Below are 17,512 nucleotides of genomic sequence, written 5' to 3' on the forward strand. Positions count from 1 at the left end.
CGCGGTCATCCGTCTTTCGCTTGTCCATCGAACAAATCCTCGCCCCGCTTCACCCGGCCGTCCGGATACTTGTAGGCGACATGCTCGAGCGACAGTTTCGTCGGTGTGTCGAGTCCGGCCGCGGCCGCCATGTTGTAGAGTCCTTCCCGGAGCGAGATGATGTAGTTCGTCACGCGTAAGCTCTTCTCGTCGACGACGAGGGCGTGCTGCAGTTTCGGGTCGGTCGTCGCGACACCGACCGGGCATCGGTTCGTGTGGCACACTTGCGCCTGGATACAACCGACATTGAACATGAGGCCACGGGCGATATTGACGCAGTCGGCCCCGAGCGCGAGGGCGACGGCAATCTTATCGGCCGTGACGAGCTTGCCGGAGGCGAACAAGGTGATGCGGTCCCGGAGCCCGTGTTCGACTAGCAAGCGATGCACGTACGGGAGCGCCGCCTTCAACGGCAACCCGACCGTATCGGCGAGCTCCTGGTACGTCGCCCCGGTCCCACCTTCCCCACCATCGACCGTGATGAAGTCGGGATGTTTCCCCGAGGACGCCATCTCTTGAATGAGCGCCTCGACATCTGAAAGCCGGCCGACGACGAGCTTGATGCCGACGGGTTTGCCGCCGATGTCGCGCAGCCGTTCGATGAAGTCGAGCAGTTCCCGGTCCGTCTTGAACTCGGAGAACCGGTTCGGGCTATCGATCGTCACGCCGACTTTGACGTTCCGGATGCGGGCGATCTCTTCCGTCACTTTCGCGCCCTCGATGTGACCTCCTCGTGTCTTCGCGCCTTGGGCGAGCTTCAACTCGAACGCCCGCACTTGCGGAATCTCACTCTTCGCTTTGAACACCGCGTCCGAGAACGAACCGTCCTCGGTCCGGACGCCGAACAGCGCCGGTCCGATTTGACAGATGAGGTCGACCCCGCCTTTCAAATGAGGGTCCGACAGTCCACCCTCGCCGGTATTCATCCACGTCCCTTTGGCCCGACCGAGTCCAATCGACAGCGTCGTGATGGCGTTCTCGCCGAGCGAACCAAAACTCATCGCCGACTGACCGACGAGACCGCGGACATGGAACGGCTCCCGACACGTCTGTTTCCCGATGACGATGCTGTCCTCTTCTGTCAATAAGTACGGTCCGACGTCGCGTTCGACAATCCGCTCTTTCCGCGTGAACAAGTTGTCCTCCTCGACTTGATAGAGATGCGTCGTCACGGTCTCGCTGTTATCGATGCGTAGCTCGTCCCGGTTCGTCGGGTAGAGCACGTTCTGCAGATAGAAGCCGCCGCCTTCGAAGTCCCGTTCCGAGCCGAATCCGATGATGCGCGACTTATATTTCCCGGAAATAACGGCCGCCTCGTAGTCGTTCCGGGAGAACGGTTTCGACTCGTTGTCGTTTAAGAACAAGTATTGGCGCATCTCAGGTCCGACCTTCTCCAAAATGTAGCGCACCTTGCCAAGGATTGGGAAGTTCCGGAAGACGGAATGCTCGCGCTGGTGGCGGTCCTTCCGCCAAAGGTACAAGACGAACAGGAACCGGGCGGCAATCGTCGACACCATCAGGACGAGAACGATGGCGAGCATCATCGTATTCACGGACATGAGTGGTTCCTCCCTCACGTATAGTCCTTATCCGATACCACGGGTCCTTCCTGATGAAACGAAAAAAGCCGACGTTTCCGTCGGCCCTTACTTCTTGATCAATTTGCTCGCTTTGTCGACTTTTTCTTTGTCGTGCTTCAACTGCTTCTCGATATCATACGCCATGTACATGTCATTCTTGATCATATAGTCGGCGATCTCGGCATGGTCTTCGATCGCTTGGTTCAATTGTTTGATGAGCACTTTCCGGACCTCGGGTGACGCCGTCTCGGTCACGGCCACCGCATAGGCGCGGACGGCCGACTTCGCCGTGATGAGCAGATCGGTCGCAATCAATTCGTCCCGTTGTTTGCTGGCCCGTTTCAAGTTTTCCGTGATTCCCATCCGTCTCTCCTCCTTATGCCTTCTTCGGCAACAGTTGTTTCAGTTCACTGATCGCTTGCTCGGTGTTCTTCAAATGTTTGCGGGCGATCTTCTGCAACTTCTCGTCCTTGATGAGCGGTTCGCTCACGTATCCTTTGACGAGCCCCGCTTGCTTCAGCGTCAGCATCTCATGAATCTCTAACACTTCATGGATGGCGAGTTTGTTTTTAGCCATGTCCGTTCCTCCTTTTAGCGTGTCGAATGAATGTGCGCTTCTTCGCGCTTATGCTTGAGCAGCCAACCGTGGAACACGAACTCGACGACCGCGGTTACTAACGCCGTGTACAGCGCAAGCAATACGAAACTCGTCTCGGTCCCAATATCGAAGTCGAGAATCCACAGGAAGAACCACGTCAAGAAGAAGACGAGGGCGAAATCGGCTGCTGTCGCAATCAAGTTACCGAATTTCCGTAATACGAACATGTCGCCCACCCCATAGGCGATCAGTCCGACCACGATCGAGATCCAAGCGGCGTGGTACCATGGGACATCGAACCCAAGCGTCAAAATCGCGATGAACACGACGAGTAACGTCCCTAGTTTCAGACTCAGCGCTTTTCCATGATTCACTTGCATCGATGTTCCCCCTTTCCCCGTGATGGCGTTTGTACATGGACCCTCTTTCCGTTCCCATAACTGTTCAAACGAAAAGTTTCACGGTCATTATCGGAGGAACATGATGAGAGTCAAACCATCACAATGGAAAGGTGGACTGGTAAATGCTGGACCTCAAGTCGGCTTCGGTAATGACTTGATCTCATGATTTTCTAGAAATATTTACAAATTGATTTCATGCCTTGTCCGGAAGGGATTTGACGGCCGGTCCTTCAATGACTTCCCCGTTCGGTTTGAAACGCGAGCCATGACACGGACAGTCCCACGAGCGCTCGGCTTGGTTCCAATTGACCGTACAGCCCATGTGCGTACAGGCCGACCCGACCATCGAGACGTGTCCGTCGGGATCCCGGTAGGCAGCGACGTGTTCGCCATTATGTTTGACGATGGCCCCTTCATCGAGACCGAGCTCATCCACTCGTTTGTCCGTCGGCTTCAGCTTGCCTTTGACGAGTTCCTTCGCCACGTCGGCATTCGTCTTAATGAACCGGGCCGCGTCCGCGAGCTTCCATTTCGACCGAGTCGGGTCATATAGGTCCTCATAGCGGTTCGGTTGATTCGTGACCAAGTCGGCAATGAGTCGGGCCGCCACGATGCCTTGGCTCATCCCCCATTTCGAGAATCCGGTCGCGACAAAGACATGCGGCGTATCGTTCGTCATCCGCCCGATGTATGGCACTTTGTCGAGCGTGATCAAATCTTGGGCTGACCAATGATGGGTGAACGTCTCTGTACCGAAATGCCGTGTCCCGAACTCGCCGAGCTTCTCGTAACAGGCCAACGTCTCTTCCTTATGGCCCGTCAAATGGTTCTCGCCCCCGAACATGGCCATCTTTTTGCCATTGTCGAATTTGACGTGCCGAAGCGAACGGCTCGGCTTGTCGACGCTGATGAACATGCCTTCTGGGAACATGTCGACCTCGGCCGAGACGACGTACGAGCGCTCGACTTCCATCTTCGCGAAATAGAGGCCTTTGAAGTCGTTGAACGGGAAGTGGGTCGCGACGACGACATCTTGCGCCTCGATCGTGTGGCCCGTGATTGTATCAAGTCGGTTCGGCGTCCCATATTCGATGCCGGTCACCCGGGTCATCTCATAGAATGTCCCACCGAGCTCGAGGAACCGGTCCATCAGCCCTTGTAAGTATTTGACCGGATGGAATTGGAGCTGGTCGCGCATGACGGTCGCCTTCTTGACGTCGTATGGCAACAGACCGTTCACTTCGTCAGTGGCGTCACCACCGTCGATTCCGAGTTGTTCATACGCCTCTTCTTCTTTCTCGAGCAGTTTCGCCGAGCTCGACGAGGAGAGAGAATACATATAGGCGTGCTGGCGCTCGAGGTCACAGTCGATGTTCAGTGTGTCGACTTGCTCCTCGAGGAAACGGAGCGCATCCATGTTCGCCTCATAATAGAGCCGCGCTTTGTCCTCCCCGAGCGATTTGACCAGTTCGGTATAGACAACGCCATGCTGGGCCGAGACTTTAGCCGTCGTATAACCGGTCGTACCGGTCGCGAAACGTGCCGCTTCCACTAAAACGACCTGCTTCCCACGTTCGACCAACTGCAAGGCGGCGAGTACGCCGACGATGCCGGCCCCGACTACGACGACCTCGGTGTTGATGTCTTCGTTGAGCGGGTTGACCGTCTTCACGACGACATCGCGCCAATACGATTTCGGAAAATCTTGTAACATACGTGTCCCTCCTTCAGGAAAATCCAACGGTTTCGAATGCATGGATGAATTACCCTTCATTTGGGAACGAGAAACAAAAAAAAGAGACCTGCTTCAGGTCTCTTGGTCGCTCGGGATGACCACCTCATCGAATTGTTGATTGCGACAGAGCGTGATCGCCTGCATCGCGAGCTGGTAATCCGGTTCAGGTAACGTAATCAGCTCGGTCGGGAGCACCCATTCTTTGTTGTTATACAAATGGATGACGAGTTTGACGAGGATGAAATCCTGCTTTTCGAACGTGTTGTCATCGATGATGGTCGCCGTGCTGATTTTCCCTTGCTCAAGGTCCATGTACGGCAAGAGGAGGTTCCGCACCCGCTCATTCCCGGCAATCACGTATAGGGCGGAGAAATACTCTTTCTTGACGTCACCGGGATTACTGAGGCGCTGGGCCAACTGTTTGAACACGTCGTAGTGTTCGGTCGTCAAGAATTCAAGGTTGTTCATAGCTGTCGTTCCTCTCTGTATAGACGAAAATCAATCTGTTACTACTAATTCCACGATTTAATCAATTGTAACCCTCAGACGATACCCATACCCCTACTTGTATATGTAAATTTTTTTCAAATTCCAGGTTTTTATACATATTGATAGTGGAACTATACCTTTGTCGTGCATTTACCAGTTGTTCAAACAAAGGAGGAGTTCTATGTTTCGCCATCAGAAGGAATTACAGTTCGAAGTGAAGGTCGACCGTCCGGATCCGCAGCTCGCTCGTCAAATCCAAGAAGTGCTCGGCGGTCAATTCGGGGAAATGACCGTCATGATGCAGTACTTGTTCCAAGGCTTCAACTGTCGCGGGGAAGAGAAGTATAAGGACATGCTTATGGACATCGGGACCGAAGAAATCGGCCACGTCGAGATGCTCTGTGCCCTCATCTCGCAACTGCTCGACGGGGCGTCACCGGACGACCAGGCCGAGGCGGCCAAAGACCCGGCGACGGCAGCCATCCTTGGCGGGATGAACCCCCAGCATTTGATTGTCAGCGGGCTCGGCGGACTGCCGACGAACTCGAACGGGGTGCCGTGGAACGGGTCGTATATCGTCGCGAGTGGGAACTTGCTCGCCGACATGCGCTCGAACTTGCATGCCGAGACGCAAGGACGACTCCAAGTCGCCCGTCTCTATCATATGACGAAAGATGAAGGGGTCCGGAAGGTATTCCGTAAGATGCTCGCCCGTGACCGCTATCACCAATATCAATGGATGGCAGCCATCGATGAGCTTGAGCAGAAGAACGGCGTCATCGTACCAGCAACCTTCACTGCCAAGGATGAGCTAGAGGCTGAGCTACACGGTCTCGAGTTTTGGGACTTGTCGGAAGGCAATGAGTCGAGCCAAGGCAAATGGGCAACGGGCAGCGCGCCGGACGGTGCCGGCGACTTCGTCTATTTGAGCGACCCGGCCCCGCAAGGCCAGAAGCCGGTCATGGAAATTCCGGACAAATCGCTCTATCATGACTTAGATGCCCCGGACGGTGTCGAGAAAGTTGTCAAGAAAGTCGCCGATCAAATCAAACGAAAATAAGAAAAAGGCTGGCCCGAGGGTCAGCCTTTTCACATGCGTCGAAGCGAGATGGCTTCGCGCATCTTCTGGAGCGATTCTCGGCCCTCTTCCCCGCGCCGCATCATGACGACGGTGAACAAAGCGTCAATCAGGCTGAGCTCGGCGATTCGCGAGGCGAGCGCCTCAGAACGGAACTCCGTCTCTTGCGACACGGTATAGAGGGCGACGTCACACAGTTTCGAGAGCGGGGACTTCGCATAGTTCGTGATGGCAATCGTCGGCACCCCGCGCTCGTTCAACACTTTCGCGACATCGAGCGTGTCTTTCGAGGCGCCCGAGTGCGAGATGAGGACGGCGACGTCGTCGGTCGTCAGTTGCGATGCCGACATGAGCTGCATATGCGATTCCAAATTTGCCGTGACAAACAATCCGCTCCGGACGAACTTGTGATACGCGTCGAGCGCGATGACAGCCGAGCCCCCGCTCCCAAAGAACTCGATGCGGCGGGCCGACAAGAGGAACGCGACAGCCTCGTCGAGTGAGGCCCCGTCCAAAATTTGTCGCGTCGCTTCCAATGTCTTCACGTTCGACGTGAAAATCTTCTCTGCAATCTCGATCGGTGTGTCCTCGTTCGAGATATCCTCATGGATGTCTTGGAGCGGTGCGACGACATCGGTGGCGAGCGCGATTTTCAGCGCCTGATAGCCTTTGAAGCCGACGCGCTGGCAGAAACGGAATACGGTCGACTCGGCGACGTCGAGGTCGTCGGCGACTTGGTTGATCGTATGGTGGATGATGCGTTCAGGCTGTTTCAAGATATAATCGGCGATGCGTTGCTCTTTCTTGCCGAGCGTCGTATAGGCACCACGGATGCGGGCCAGGCCGTTCATCGATTCCATATGTCTCACCCTTTTTCTTTTTACGATACCGTTTCGAAAAAAATTCCGCAATCAAAGACTGACCGTTCCTTCGGACAATGTTCCAAACTATTGACCCACTGTGGAAAAGATTCCCTTCACGTCAAGACAAATATGCTAAGCTAGGAAAGCTCATTTTTGAGAACCTGTCAGCTTTCATCCGTTTGTCCCGACTTTAATGAAGAAAGGGTTGGTCCCCATCGAACACCACCTCCATAGTACGTACAGTCTTCCCCTCGTCCTTTTATCCATCGCCGTCGCCGTCTTCTCGGCCTTTGTCTCTCTCGATATTAGCAGTCGGCTCAAATACGCCGAACGGGTGTCGCGCCTCCGTTGGGTGAGCGCCGGTGCCCTTAGTCTCGGGCTCGGCATTTGGGCGATGCATTTCATCGGGATGTTGGCATTCCATCTAGAGGCCGACGTATCCTACCATATCGGCATCGTCATCGCCTCGATCATTCCAGCCATCGTCTCGTCCGGGTTCGCCTTCTACATCGTCAGCCGACAGACGGCACGACCGCGCGATCTCGTCATCAGCGCCGTCTTCATCAGCATCGGGATCGTCTCGATGCATTACGTCGGCATGGAAGCGATGCAGATGAACGCCGTATTGACGTACGACCCGGTCATGTGGCTGTTATCGGCCGTCGTCGCGTTCGTCGCCTCGCTCGTCGGGCTGTATCTGTTGTTCTCGCTCCCGGACGTGTCACGATTCCATTGGCGGAGACTCGTCTGCTCGCTCTTGATCGGGCTCGCCGTCTCGGGGATGCACTATATCGGCATGGGCGCGGCCGAATTTACACCACTCGCGACGCCACAACCCTTGACCGGCTTCTCGATGGACAGCACGCTCCTTGCCTTGTGGATTGGCGGCAGTGTCACGACGCTGTTCGTGCTCATGCTGATCTCGCTTCGCAACGAGAAGCAGCTCGAGCGTCAGTCCATCGAACTCGAAACGAAGTTCCAGTCCGTCATCGAGTCGGCTAATGATGCGATCATCGTCGCGGACGCAGAACGCCGTATCGTGCAATGGAACCACGGGGCCGAGCGACTGTTCGGATATGCCGCAAGCGAGGTGCTCGGGGAATCAATCACGCTCATCATGCCCGAGCGCTTCAAAGTCGCACACGAACAAGGTATGAAACGCTATCGTCAGACCCGTGAAGCGAACGTCATCGGGCGTACGGTCGAGCTCGTCGGACGACGGAAAGACGGCACCGAGTTCCCGTTCGAGATGTCACTCGGCACATGGGAGACGGAGAAGGGTCTCTTCTTCAGCAGTATCATCCGCGATATCAGTGAACGGAAACAAATCGAGGAACAAATCAACGACCTCGTCTATTTGGACACGTTGACCGGCCTGCCGAATCGACGCCTGTTCAACGACCGGCTCGACGCCTTGCTTGCCCAAGGCAACGAGTCGACGTTCTCGCTCTTCTATATCGACCTCGATAACTTCAAGGTCATCAACGATCGGTTCGGCCATTCGTCAGGCGACGTCTTCTTGCGCCAAGTGACGGACCGGCTGTTGACGACAATCAAAAAAAGCGACACGCTCGCCCGTCTCGGCGGGGACGAATTCGTCATCCTGTCGCCGAACACCGGCAGCAATTTGGCCGCTCACCGTGCCCAAGAGATCACGAACGCATTGAATCAACCGTTCCTGCTCGAAGGCGAGGACGTGTTCACGAGCCTCTCAATCGGGATTTCCCTCTATCCGTCCGACGGGCGGACGGCCGATGACTTGTTGAAGAACGCCGACATCGCCATGTATCGGGCGAAAGAGGACGGCAAGAACGGCTTCCAATTCTTCACGACCGAGATGAACGAGTCCGTCGCCCGCAAATCACAGCTCGCGATGGCGCTCCGGAAAGGCATCGGCCGCGGCGAGTTCACGATTCATTATCAGCCGCAAGTGCATCTCGAGACCGAGGTGCTCATCGGTGTCGAAGCGCTCGTGCGTTGGACGCACCCCGAGCTCGGTATGATCTCGCCGGCCGAGTTCATCCCAATCGCCGAGGAGACCGGCAGTATCCACCGTCTCGGCGAGTACGTCTTGAATGAGGCGTGCCGGCAGAACAAGGCGTGGCAGGATGCCGGCGTCGAACCGTTCCGCGTCGCCGTCAACATCTCGGCACTCCAGTTCGCGCAAAAAGATTTGCCGGACATCGTTAGCCAGGCGCTCGAGGCGTCCGGGCTCGCACCGGAATATCTCGAGCTCGAGTTGACCGAGACCGTCATCCAGAGCGCGCAAAGTGCGATCGAGACGATGGAGGAACTCGTCGCCCTCGGCGTCCACTTGTCGATCGACGATTTCGGCACCGGCTACTCGTCGCTCAGTTATTTGAAGCTGTTCCCGATCGATACGTTGAAAATCGACCAACACTTCACAAAAAATATCGAGACCGACACGAAGGACGCCGCCCTCGTCAAGACAATCATTCGGATGGCGCACGAGCTCGGGTTGAACGTCATCGCCGAAGGTGTCGAGACGAAAGCACAAGTCGCCTTCCTCAAGGCCGAGGATTGCAACCAGGCGCAAGGCTACTATTACAACAAGCCGATGCCGGCCGAAGAGCTCGACTCATTCCTGTATCCGTATAAGAAAAGTGTCTGATTCTCGTCCCGCCTACACGTTAGGTCGGGACGCTTTTTTGTGTTCTTCGAAAAAAATTCCATCATTCGACTTGTAAATCGAATTTAATTTGATATTATAGTGGAGAGATGGAAAAAAATTCGATTTAGAGGTGACGATATGCAAATCGGTTTGATTGGATTAGGCAAGATGGGATACAACTTGGCGCTCAACTTGAGCGACCACGGTCATACGGTCGTCGGGACGGACGCCGGGAACGTCGAGGCGACATCGAAGTTTGAGATCGTGCCGACGCTTGAGGACGTCGTCAACTCGCTCGAGACACCACGCGTCGTCTGGGCGATGGTGCCGGCCGGTGACATCACTGAGGCCGTACTGGCGGAACTGCTCGAGAAGCTGGAGCCAGGTGACATCGTCATCGACGGCGGCAACTCGAACTACAAGCTGTCGGTCGCTCGCGCCGAACAGTTCAGCGCCAAAGGCATCGCCTTCTTCGACTGCGGGACGAGCGGCGGCACGGAAGGTGCCCGCAACGGCGCCTGCACGATGGTCGGTGGTGACGCCGATGCGTGGCCGACGATCGAGCCGATTTTCAAAGACCTCTCGGTCGAGAACGGCTACTTGTATACGGGACCTGCCGGCAGCGGCCACTTCTTGAAGATGATCCACAACGGCATCGAATACGGCATGATGCAGGCGATTGCTGAAGGGTTCGACATTTTGGAAAAGAGCCCGTTCGATTACGATTACGAACAGGTCGCCCGCGTCTGGAACCACGGCTCGGTCGTCCGCTCATGGTTGATGGAGTTGACCGAGAACGCGTTCTCGAAAGACGCGAAGCTCGACGACATCCGTGGCGTCATGCATTCCTCAGGGGAAGGAAAATGGACGGTCGAGACGGCGCTCGAGCTACAGGCAGCGGCCCCGGTCATCGCCATGTCACTCATGATGCGCTATCGCTCGCTCGAAGACGATACGTTCTCAGGGAAAGTCGTCGCCGCGCTCCGCAACGAGTTCGGGGGCCACGCGGTCGTCAAGAAATAACCGCAAGGAAAAGGTCAGGGGTGGCCTTTTCCTTTGTAAATATTTGTAAACGGTTACACATACGGTAAAGGGGGAAATACATATGTCGGGTTCGACACTCATTTTAATCGCAGTCGCAGGGATTTTCTTGCTCTTATTTTTAGTCATGCGGACGAAGCTACACGCCTTCGTCTCACTTCTCCTCGTCAGTTTGCTCGTCGGGGTCGCGGCCGGTATGCCGCTCGGGGACGTCATCGCCTCGATCCAGAACGGGATGGGCGGAACGCTCGGCTTCGTCGCCGTCGTCGTCGGTCTCGGGGCTATGTTCGGGAAGATGTTAGAAGTCTCGGGTGGAGCGGAACGCCTCGCCCAGACGCTCGTCAATAAGTTTGGAGAGGACAAGGCGCAATGGGCGCTCGCCCTCACAGGCTTTATCGTCGCCGTCCCGGTCTTCTTCGATGTCGGCTTCATCATTCTCGTTCCAATCGTTTATGGCCTCGCCAAAAAGACGGGCCGCTCACTCTTGTACTACGGGATTCCGCTCCTCGCGGGTCTCGCCGTCACGCACAGCTTCATCCCGCCGACGCCGGGTCCGATTGCCGTTGCCAACTTGATTGGGGCCGAGCTCGGATGGGTCATCTTGTTCGGGGTCATCGCAGGGATTCCGGCAACGATTCTCGCCGGTCCGATCTTCGCGAAGTATATCGCAAAGAAAATTCACGTCACTATCCCGGACTATATGGAGTTCGAAGAGATTGATACGTCGAAAGAATTGCCGAGCTTCAAGATGATTGTCTCGCTCATCTCGATTCCGCTCGTGTTGATTCTCGCCAACACGTTGTCCGCCGTCTTGCTTGAAGAAGGCAACGGCATCCGCGCGTTCTTCACGTTCATGGGTCACCCGTTCGTCGCCTTGACGCTCGCGACACTCCTCACGTTCATCTTCCTTGGCACACGCCGCGGCTATACGCGTGACGAAGTGCAAGAGATTGCGACGAAAGCACTCGAACCGGCCGGGATTATCATCCTTGTCACGGGTGCCGGTGGCGTGTTCAAACAAGTGTTGATTGACTCGGGTGTCGGTGACGTGCTCGGAGAAATGATGGCCGGGTCAGCACTCCCGGCGATTGTGCTCGCCTTCTTGATTGCGGCCGTCGTCCGTGTCGCCCAAGGTTCGGCGACCGTCTCGATGGTCACCGCGGCAGGACTCATCACGCCGCTTCTCGAACTTCAAAATATCACCGGTGCCGCGCTCGGCCTCATCGTCATCTCGATTGCCTCTGGTGCGACGGTACTCTCGCACGTCAACGACTCAGGTTTCTGGCTCGTCAACCGCTACTTCGGTTTGGACGTGAAAGACACGCTCAAGTCGTGGACCGTCATGGAAACGATTATCGGATTGACCGGCTTCGCGGTCGTCTTCTTGATCAGCTTGTTTATCATTTAAGTTAGGAAGTGATGTATGTGTACACGATTGGCGTCGATATCGGGACGACGAGCACGAAAGCCGTCCTGTTCCATAACCAACAACAACTCGCGGTACATAACGTGTTGTACCCGCTCCTCACCCCGGACACGGAGACGGCCGAGCAAGACCCGGTCGTCATCTACGGGGCCGTGCTCGAGGCGATTTCCGCCGTCCGTGCCAAAGCCGACGGTCCGATTCGCTTCGCCTCATTCAGCTCAGCGATGCACAGCCTGATTGCGCTCGATGCGTCGGGCCGCCCGCTCACCCACAGCATCACGTGGGCCGACAGCCGGGCCAACCCTTATACGCAAGAAGTTAAACGCGACTTTGATGCGAGTGCGCTCCATATGCGCACCGGCACGCCGGTGCATCCGATGGCGCCGCTGTCGAAGCTGCGTTGGCTAAAACATGAGCATCCGGACGTGTTCGCTCGGGCCGTGAAATTCGTTTCCATCAAGGAGTACGTCTTCTATCGACTGACCGGTCGCTTCGTCATCGACCACTCGATCGCCTCGGCGACGGGGCTGTTCAATTTGAAAGAATGCGACTGGGATCCGGAGGCGCTCGACGTCGCCGGAGTAACGCCCGAGCAACTGTCTGAGCTCGTACCGACGACAGAGATTTTAACGCTTAAATCGGATGTTGTTGAGACGCTCGGCTGGGACTTCCCGCTCGTCATTGGGGCGAGTGACGGTGTGTTATCCAACCTCGGGGTTGGAGCGTTCGAACAAGGCGTCGTCGCCGTCACAATCGGGACGAGCGGTGCTATCCGCACGGTCGTCCGCGAACCGGTCGAGGACCCGAAAGGCCGCATCTTCTGTTACGCCTTGACCGACAAGCATTGGGTCATCGGTGGGCCGGTCAATAACGGCGGCATCATCTTGCGCTGGCTCCGCGACGAGTTCGCGGCGAGCGAGGTCGAGACGGCGAAACGGCTCGGGATGGACGCGTATGATGTGTTGACGCGTATCGCCGAGACGGTCAAGCCTGGCTCGGACGGTCTATTGTTCCATCCGTACTTGATGGGGGAACGGGCCCCGCTCTGGGACTCGAACGCACGCGGTTCGTTCTTCGGGTTGAGTATCCACCATAAGCGCGAGCACTTCATCCGCGCAGTACTCGAAGGCGTCATCTTCAACTTGTATACGGTCATGTTGGCGCTCGACGAGTTGACGGGCGCACCGAACCGGATTCACGCGACGGGTGGTTTCGCCCAATCGAGTCTATGGCGCCAGATGATGGCCGACATTTTCGATACACCGGTCGTCGTTCCGGAGAGCCATGAGAGCTCGTGTCTCGGTGCCGTCATGCTCGGCGAGTACGCGTTCGGCGACATCGACGACTTCACGGCCGTACCGCAAGTGACGCACGAACATGCACCCAATCATGAAGCGACCACGATTTACCGGGAGTTGCTGCCGATTTACATCCGGCTCTCTCGTCATCTCGCGGAAGAGTATGAAGCGATTGCCGCGTTTCAGCGGAAACATATATAATTCAAAACCGAGTCCATACGGGCTCGGTTTTGAATTATACATGCAATTTTTTTCCTGATTACAAAGTTAATCTTAAAATAATCTAATATAGACAATCTAAGTACTAATTTTCTGAATTAGTACTTTTGTGAAGATCTATTTCCTTTTCCTAAATTGCATCTATAACATAATGCTTGCAAGTTATTAATATTTGATGTTCCTCCTAATGAAAAGGGAATAATATGATCTACATGGAGTTTTACTCCGTCTGGAGGGCCATATCCACATAGTTTACATACGCGGTCTCTTTCTAATACTTTAAATCTAACTAAATCCGGTATAGTTCTACTCTTTTCTTTACTAGTAATTTTTTCAGGAAATAAACTACTGACCTGACTTTCTTCTACTTTAATTTCATTGTTTAATTTAAAAGAAGGTAGAATTTCAAGTTGATATCCTTTATTACTCATAAAGTGACCTTTCAATAATGAAATAACGAGTAAATCATTAATTAGTTTTTCACATGTAGTATTTAAAAAACTATCTGACTTAACATCAAACACACCCAGATATACCTCATCTGTAGGAGAAATTTCAAAACCCATTTTTCTTAAAATGTCTACGAATACAATCTTCTTCATTTTCTTATGATTTACTGCAAGTTTACTATCACCATCGACCCTTTCAGAAAAGACGATTTTAGGAGTTAAAAAAATAGCTCCTTCTTGATATTGGGTCGAGATATTGACCGAAAAAAGTTGACCTAGGATGCCGTTAAACCGACTGAAACAGTTAATTCTATAATGATTTCTATCATTTTGATAAATTTGAATCGATATTTCAAGCTCACCTTGCTTTAATAAAAATCTGTAAGATTGTTGCTCACCCAAAAGCTGACTAATATCATTACTGCTTTTTAACGGACGAGATAATCCTTTTTCTGCTTTTAAAGTAAAATCTCCAATTAATAATTCATTATTAGGTAACTCAACATTGATTAAATGAGATGAGAGTTGTCTTACCATCATAGCTTCCTCTTTGATTCTTAAAGCCTTTTTTATTTTTTCTTCCATATCATACCTTCTTTCCGAAATTCAAATTATTTAATTATATTTCTACTAAATCTAGTCACTTCCTGCATACCACTTTGTCTAGTAATTTTACTGAATAAAAAAAGCCGAGTCCATTTGGCTCGGCCTTTCGTTTATCGTTCGTACGTCACCATGACGAATTGTCCAGACGCCCGTTGACCCGTCAGTTTTAACTTCGTCTCTTTCGTGCCTTCCGGGAACAGCGGGATGCCTTCCCCTAATACGACCGGCGCGATGGCGATCTCATAGTGGTCGATCAAGTCGTGCTCCATCGCCGCCTTGATGACCTCGCCACCCCCGACAATCCAAATGTCTCCGTCGATGTCTTGCTTCAAGCGTTCGACGAGCTGTTCAATCGGCTCATCCGTGAACGTGACGTGCTCGGCTTTCCGGTCCGGACTCCGCGTCAGAATATAGTTCGGAATCTTGTCGTACGGATAACCGTCAGGCTCAAGCACAAGCACTTCCTCATACGTCTTCCGTCCCATGATGACCGCGCCGACCGTTTTGAAGAAGTCGGCGTAGCCGTTGTCTCCTTCCCCTTCGACCGCGAACAACCAGTCGAGTTGATCGTTCGTGCGGGCAATCTTTCCATCTAAACTCGTCGCGATATATAAGACGACGTTTGCCATGATGAATTCCTCCTTGATTCGTGATACATTCAGCTTATCTGATAAACACGACAAAACTTGACGGGAATGAGAAACATGAAAAAAAGACATCTGCAGTTAATTCGACTATTGAATCGGGGTCGACGGTTCACGGCGGACGAGCTTGCCCGTGAGACGGGCGCCTCAATCCGGACGATTCAACGCGACATGCTGACGCTCGAAGAACTCGGCTATCCGATTTGGAGCGTCCCCGGCACAGGCGGTGGCTATGAGATGTTGCCGAACCGATTGCTCCCGCCGCTCCAGCTCCGGGAACAGGAAGCGGTCGCGCTCTACCTCACCCTCAAATGGATGGAACAGATTCCGGACGTGCCGTTCGGTGAACTACGCGACACACTGTCCGACTGGTACGTGAACGAATTACCGCACGACCTCGAAACGAAAATCGCCCGGCTCGAAAAGAACATCCTCTGGCTCGGAAACAAGACCGTCCCATCGGCCCCATTCACGAAGGACGTGTTTCAAGCAGTCGAGCAACGGCGCAACATCGAAGTGACGTACGCGACGACGAAAGGATCACGCACGTTCACCGTCTCACCGGTCGGGATGGCACTCCTCGATTTGAAATGGTACGTATTCGGTCTCTCGGAGTACGGGTTGCGCCAATACCGAATCGACCGGATTGAAGCGATGCGTCTCCTCGATGACACGTTCGAGGCGGACGATTTGGCGACACTCCTCGAGACGAGTGACGAACGAACCGGCGTGACCGTCCGGCTCAAGCTTACCCCGCTCGGCCGCCGTCTGCTTGAAGACGTATTACCCGATATCAGCGAAAAGAATGAGTGGGATGTGCCGGAAGCCGAGCTCGCATTCTTGTCACGACAATTGCTAGCAGCCGGGGCGGAGGTCGAGGTGTTGGAGCCGACTGAACTGCGGGAGATGATGCGGGACCAGGCGGAGCGGCTTTGGGACCTGTATCGTTAATCAAATCGATGCTTTGGTCTCATGTCATAATTGGTTTAATATGGTAATGTTAACTCGTATTGTTACACATAAAGGAGCGCTATCATGACTAAGAAGCTATCGTTCTCCACATTATTCCTTTCCATCAGCGTCATCTCACTTTGTGCCATCATGGTGTACCTCAACGTCTCGACGCTCGAGTTAAACGAGGCAATCGGTTCTGGACTGTTCTACCTAAAAGGCTATTATGAAGAAGGCAATATGATTGTCACTGAGCAAGGCATCGGCGTCATCACGTTACCGCTCGCCATCGGCCTCATTGGATCGACGCTCATCAAAGTCGTTCAACACTATAGGTTCACGTCGTTTACGAACTGACAATATACCATTGATTATTTATTAGATAAATTTGAATTCAAATTACATCGATTTAGTATGTTAATCTTCCAAACTAAATTAAATTACAGGAGGCTACTATGCAATTAGTCAAATTTAGTGTGACTAACTATAAAGTATTCAAAGAAACTTTCTCTATCGATTTATCAGTTAATTCAATAGCCATTTTAACTGGCAGAAATAACACAGGTAAGTCGACAATACTAGAGGCCATAGATTGTTTCTTTAGAAATGAGACTGCCTCTAAAAGCATACCAAGTAATTGTTTTTCAACAGAGAGTGAAAATATTACTATGGAAGCTGTTTTTATTGAAGAAGATAATGAAATAAAAATAATAAAAGAATATGAAAGAGAAAAGAAACCTAAATACTATGATGAAGCAAAAGCTGAAATCAGAGCCGATCACGGTTTGAAGGAAAAACTTGATAGTCTTCAAAACAATAAACCTTTTTACATAACTCCTTCGATGCTACCAGATGACATTCATGATTTAATTCAAAATATTTATTCAGAAATTATTAAAAATGATTTGAATAAATTAGAAAATGTTGAGGATGATGATTCTCAAGAATTGATTCAATTGGCTGAAGAATACGAAAATATTAAAAGTGCATATCCTATATTCATTCAAAAGTTAAAAGAAAATACTGATTCAATACTAAAAAATGTAAGTTCGGACGTTACAAATGACTTAAAAACACTTTTCTCAAATGAGCATCTATCATTAAATGTTATCGGAGGAGAGACGAGCGGTTTTTCTTCAAGTGACTTACTCAAAACAACTGCCTCTACCGTTCATATTAATAACCATCACCAAAATGAAATGCCGTTAGCTAATCAAGGAACCGGCCTCCAACGAATGAGCTTAATATATCTAATTCAGAATATGATTCAAAATCGGTTAATGGGAGATCAAGATAACAAACTATAACTGATTGATGAACCTGAAGCTTTTTTACATCCAGAAGCCATAAGAGCTCTAAGTCGATCTTTATATAAAATAGGATCAAGAATGCCACTAATGATATCAACCCATTCTCCAATTCTCATAGATTTATCTGAAAGTCATACCTCTATTCAAGTTTTC

At 52.5% G+C, this 17,512-nt stretch carries 16 protein-coding genes and 1 pseudogene; 8 read left to right on the forward strand and 9 right to left on the reverse strand.

Annotated features, from left to right (window positions below; translation table 11 throughout):
* Window positions 1-5: 5 nt before the first annotated feature.
* The 6 genes from KNP84_RS03710 to KNP84_RS03735 all read right to left on the reverse strand — a co-directional run bounded on the left by KNP84_RS03710 (window position 6) and on the right by KNP84_RS03735 (window position 4,821).
* Window positions 6-1,598 (reverse strand): FMN-binding glutamate synthase family protein, encoded by a 1,593-nt coding sequence (locus KNP84_RS03710; RefSeq protein WP_215114299.1) that lies wholly within the window; start codon window positions 1,596-1,598, stop codon window positions 6-8.
* Between the two features lie 87 nt (window positions 1,599-1,685).
* Window positions 1,686-1,982 carry a spore coat protein gene (locus KNP84_RS03715; RefSeq protein ID WP_214764294.1) on the reverse strand — a complete coding sequence of 99 codons (297 nt, stop codon included), beginning with the start codon at window positions 1,980-1,982 and terminating at the stop codon, window positions 1,686-1,688.
* A gap of 13 nt (window positions 1,983-1,995) precedes the next feature.
* Window positions 1,996-2,196: a spore coat protein gene (locus tag KNP84_RS03720; protein ID WP_214708958.1), complete on the reverse strand. Its 201-nt coding sequence runs from the start codon at window positions 2,194-2,196 to the stop codon at window positions 1,996-1,998.
* A 14-nt stretch (window positions 2,197-2,210) separates the two neighbouring features.
* Window positions 2,211-2,597, reverse strand: a complete 387-nt coding sequence (locus tag KNP84_RS03725) for a DUF2512 family protein (RefSeq protein ID WP_215114300.1) — start codon at window positions 2,595-2,597, stop codon at window positions 2,211-2,213.
* Between the two features lie 214 nt (window positions 2,598-2,811).
* Window positions 2,812-4,332, reverse strand: coding sequence for an FAD-dependent oxidoreductase (locus tag KNP84_RS03730; protein WP_215114301.1), 1,521 nt, complete (start codon window positions 4,330-4,332; stop codon window positions 2,812-2,814).
* A 93-nt stretch (window positions 4,333-4,425) separates the two neighbouring features.
* Entirely contained in the window at window positions 4,426-4,821 is a 396-nt protein-coding gene (locus KNP84_RS03735) for a hypothetical protein (RefSeq protein ID WP_215114302.1), read from the reverse strand.
* Between the two features lie 202 nt (window positions 4,822-5,023).
* Between KNP84_RS03735 and KNP84_RS03740 the strand changes: the two genes are divergently transcribed.
* On the forward strand, window positions 5,024-5,902 hold the full coding sequence (locus KNP84_RS03740; protein WP_215114303.1) for a manganese catalase: 879 nt from the start codon (window positions 5,024-5,026) through the stop codon (window positions 5,900-5,902).
* A 29-nt stretch (window positions 5,903-5,931) separates the two neighbouring features.
* Here the strand turns inward: KNP84_RS03740 and KNP84_RS03745 are convergent, their stop codons facing one another.
* Complete coding sequence (locus KNP84_RS03745; protein ID WP_214833758.1) at window positions 5,932-6,780, reverse strand: MurR/RpiR family transcriptional regulator; 849 nt, start codon at window positions 6,778-6,780, stop codon at window positions 5,932-5,934.
* 196 nt (window positions 6,781-6,976) lie between these two features.
* Here KNP84_RS03745 and KNP84_RS03750 point away from each other — a divergent pair, with 196 nt between their 5' ends.
* From KNP84_RS03750 to gntK, 4 genes are all read left to right on the forward strand, one after another.
* Window positions 6,977-9,415 (forward strand): bifunctional diguanylate cyclase/phosphodiesterase, encoded by a 2,439-nt coding sequence (locus KNP84_RS03750; RefSeq protein ID WP_215114304.1) that lies wholly within the window; start codon window positions 6,977-6,979, stop codon window positions 9,413-9,415.
* Between the two features lie 138 nt (window positions 9,416-9,553).
* Complete coding sequence (gnd, locus tag KNP84_RS03755) at window positions 9,554-10,438, forward strand: phosphogluconate dehydrogenase (NAD(+)-dependent, decarboxylating) (RefSeq protein WP_214720305.1); 885 nt, start codon at window positions 9,554-9,556, stop codon at window positions 10,436-10,438.
* Window positions 10,439-10,520: 82 nt separating this feature from the next.
* A complete protein-coding gene (locus KNP84_RS03760) occupies window positions 10,521-11,864 on the forward strand; it encodes a GntT/GntP/DsdX family permease (protein ID WP_215114305.1) in 1,344 nt (447 codons plus the stop codon).
* Between the two features lie 11 nt (window positions 11,865-11,875).
* A complete protein-coding gene (gene gntK / locus KNP84_RS03765) occupies window positions 11,876-13,381 on the forward strand; it encodes a gluconokinase (protein ID WP_215114306.1) in 1,506 nt (501 codons plus the stop codon).
* A 116-nt stretch (window positions 13,382-13,497) separates the two neighbouring features.
* On the opposite strand, the gene KNP84_RS03770 is transcribed toward gntK, so the two are convergent.
* Together KNP84_RS03770 and KNP84_RS03775 are read right to left on the reverse strand one after the other, a co-directional pair.
* Entirely contained in the window at window positions 13,498-14,433 is a 936-nt protein-coding gene (locus KNP84_RS03770; protein ID WP_215114307.1) for an HNH endonuclease, read from the reverse strand.
* Window positions 14,434-14,564: 131 nt separating this feature from the next.
* Complete coding sequence (locus tag KNP84_RS03775) at window positions 14,565-15,083, reverse strand: dihydrofolate reductase family protein (protein ID WP_215114308.1); 519 nt, start codon at window positions 15,081-15,083, stop codon at window positions 14,565-14,567.
* Between the two features lie 75 nt (window positions 15,084-15,158).
* Here KNP84_RS03775 and KNP84_RS03780 point away from each other — a divergent pair, with 75 nt between their 5' ends.
* From KNP84_RS03780 to KNP84_RS15345, 3 genes and pseudogenes are all read left to right on the forward strand, one after another.
* Window positions 15,159-16,049, forward strand: coding sequence for a helix-turn-helix transcriptional regulator (locus KNP84_RS03780; RefSeq protein WP_215114309.1), 891 nt, complete (start codon window positions 15,159-15,161; stop codon window positions 16,047-16,049).
* Between the two features lie 84 nt (window positions 16,050-16,133).
* Entirely contained in the window at window positions 16,134-16,406 is a 273-nt protein-coding gene (locus KNP84_RS03785; RefSeq protein ID WP_215114310.1) for a hypothetical protein, read from the forward strand.
* 98 nt (window positions 16,407-16,504) lie between these two features.
* Window positions 16,505-17,467, forward strand: a pseudogene (locus KNP84_RS15345) (ATP-dependent nuclease); the annotation flags it as partial.
* Window positions 17,468-17,512 lie beyond the last annotated feature (45 nt).

The sequence above is a fragment of the Exiguobacterium sp. s70 genome, assembly GCF_018618315.1.
Taxonomy (GTDB): domain Bacteria; phylum Bacillota; class Bacilli; order Exiguobacteriales; family Exiguobacteriaceae; genus Exiguobacterium; species Exiguobacterium chiriqhucha.

Excerpts from the sequence above, each read along its gene's own strand:
- KNP84_RS03710 (WP_215114299.1), bottom strand. The coding sequence starts at position 1,598 with ATGTCCGTGAATACGATGATGCTCGCCATCGTTCTCGTCCTGATGGTG.
- KNP84_RS03715 (WP_214764294.1), bottom strand. The coding sequence starts at position 1,982 with ATGGGAATCACGGAAAACTTGAAACGGGCCAGCAAACAACGGGACGAA.
- KNP84_RS03720 (WP_214708958.1), bottom strand. The coding sequence starts at position 2,196 with ATGGCTAAAAACAAACTCGCCATCCATGAAGTGTTAGAGATTCATGAG.
- KNP84_RS03725 (WP_215114300.1), bottom strand. The coding sequence starts at position 2,597 with ATGCAAGTGAATCATGGAAAAGCGCTGAGTCTGAAACTAGGGACGTTA.
- KNP84_RS03730 (WP_215114301.1), bottom strand. The coding sequence starts at position 4,332 with ATGTTACAAGATTTTCCGAAATCGTATTGGCGCGATGTCGTCGTGAAG.
- KNP84_RS03735 (WP_215114302.1), bottom strand. The coding sequence starts at position 4,821 with ATGAACAACCTTGAATTCTTGACGACCGAACACTACGACGTGTTCAAA.
- KNP84_RS03740 (WP_215114303.1), top strand. The coding sequence starts at position 5,024 with ATGTTTCGCCATCAGAAGGAATTACAGTTCGAAGTGAAGGTCGACCGT.
- KNP84_RS03745 (WP_214833758.1), bottom strand. The coding sequence starts at position 6,780 with ATGGAATCGATGAACGGCCTGGCCCGCATCCGTGGTGCCTATACGACG.
- KNP84_RS03750 (WP_215114304.1), top strand. The coding sequence starts at position 6,977 with ATGAAGAAAGGGTTGGTCCCCATCGAACACCACCTCCATAGTACGTAC.
- gnd (WP_214720305.1), top strand. The coding sequence starts at position 9,554 with ATGCAAATCGGTTTGATTGGATTAGGCAAGATGGGATACAACTTGGCG.
- KNP84_RS03760 (WP_215114305.1), top strand. The coding sequence starts at position 10,521 with ATGTCGGGTTCGACACTCATTTTAATCGCAGTCGCAGGGATTTTCTTG.
- gntK (WP_215114306.1), top strand. The coding sequence starts at position 11,876 with ATGTATGTGTACACGATTGGCGTCGATATCGGGACGACGAGCACGAAA.
- KNP84_RS03770 (WP_215114307.1), bottom strand. The coding sequence starts at position 14,433 with ATGGAAGAAAAAATAAAAAAGGCTTTAAGAATCAAAGAGGAAGCTATG.
- KNP84_RS03775 (WP_215114308.1), bottom strand. The coding sequence starts at position 15,083 with ATGGCAAACGTCGTCTTATATATCGCGACGAGTTTAGATGGAAAGATT.
- KNP84_RS03780 (WP_215114309.1), top strand. The coding sequence starts at position 15,159 with ATGAAAAAAAGACATCTGCAGTTAATTCGACTATTGAATCGGGGTCGA.
- KNP84_RS03785 (WP_215114310.1), top strand. The coding sequence starts at position 16,134 with ATGACTAAGAAGCTATCGTTCTCCACATTATTCCTTTCCATCAGCGTC.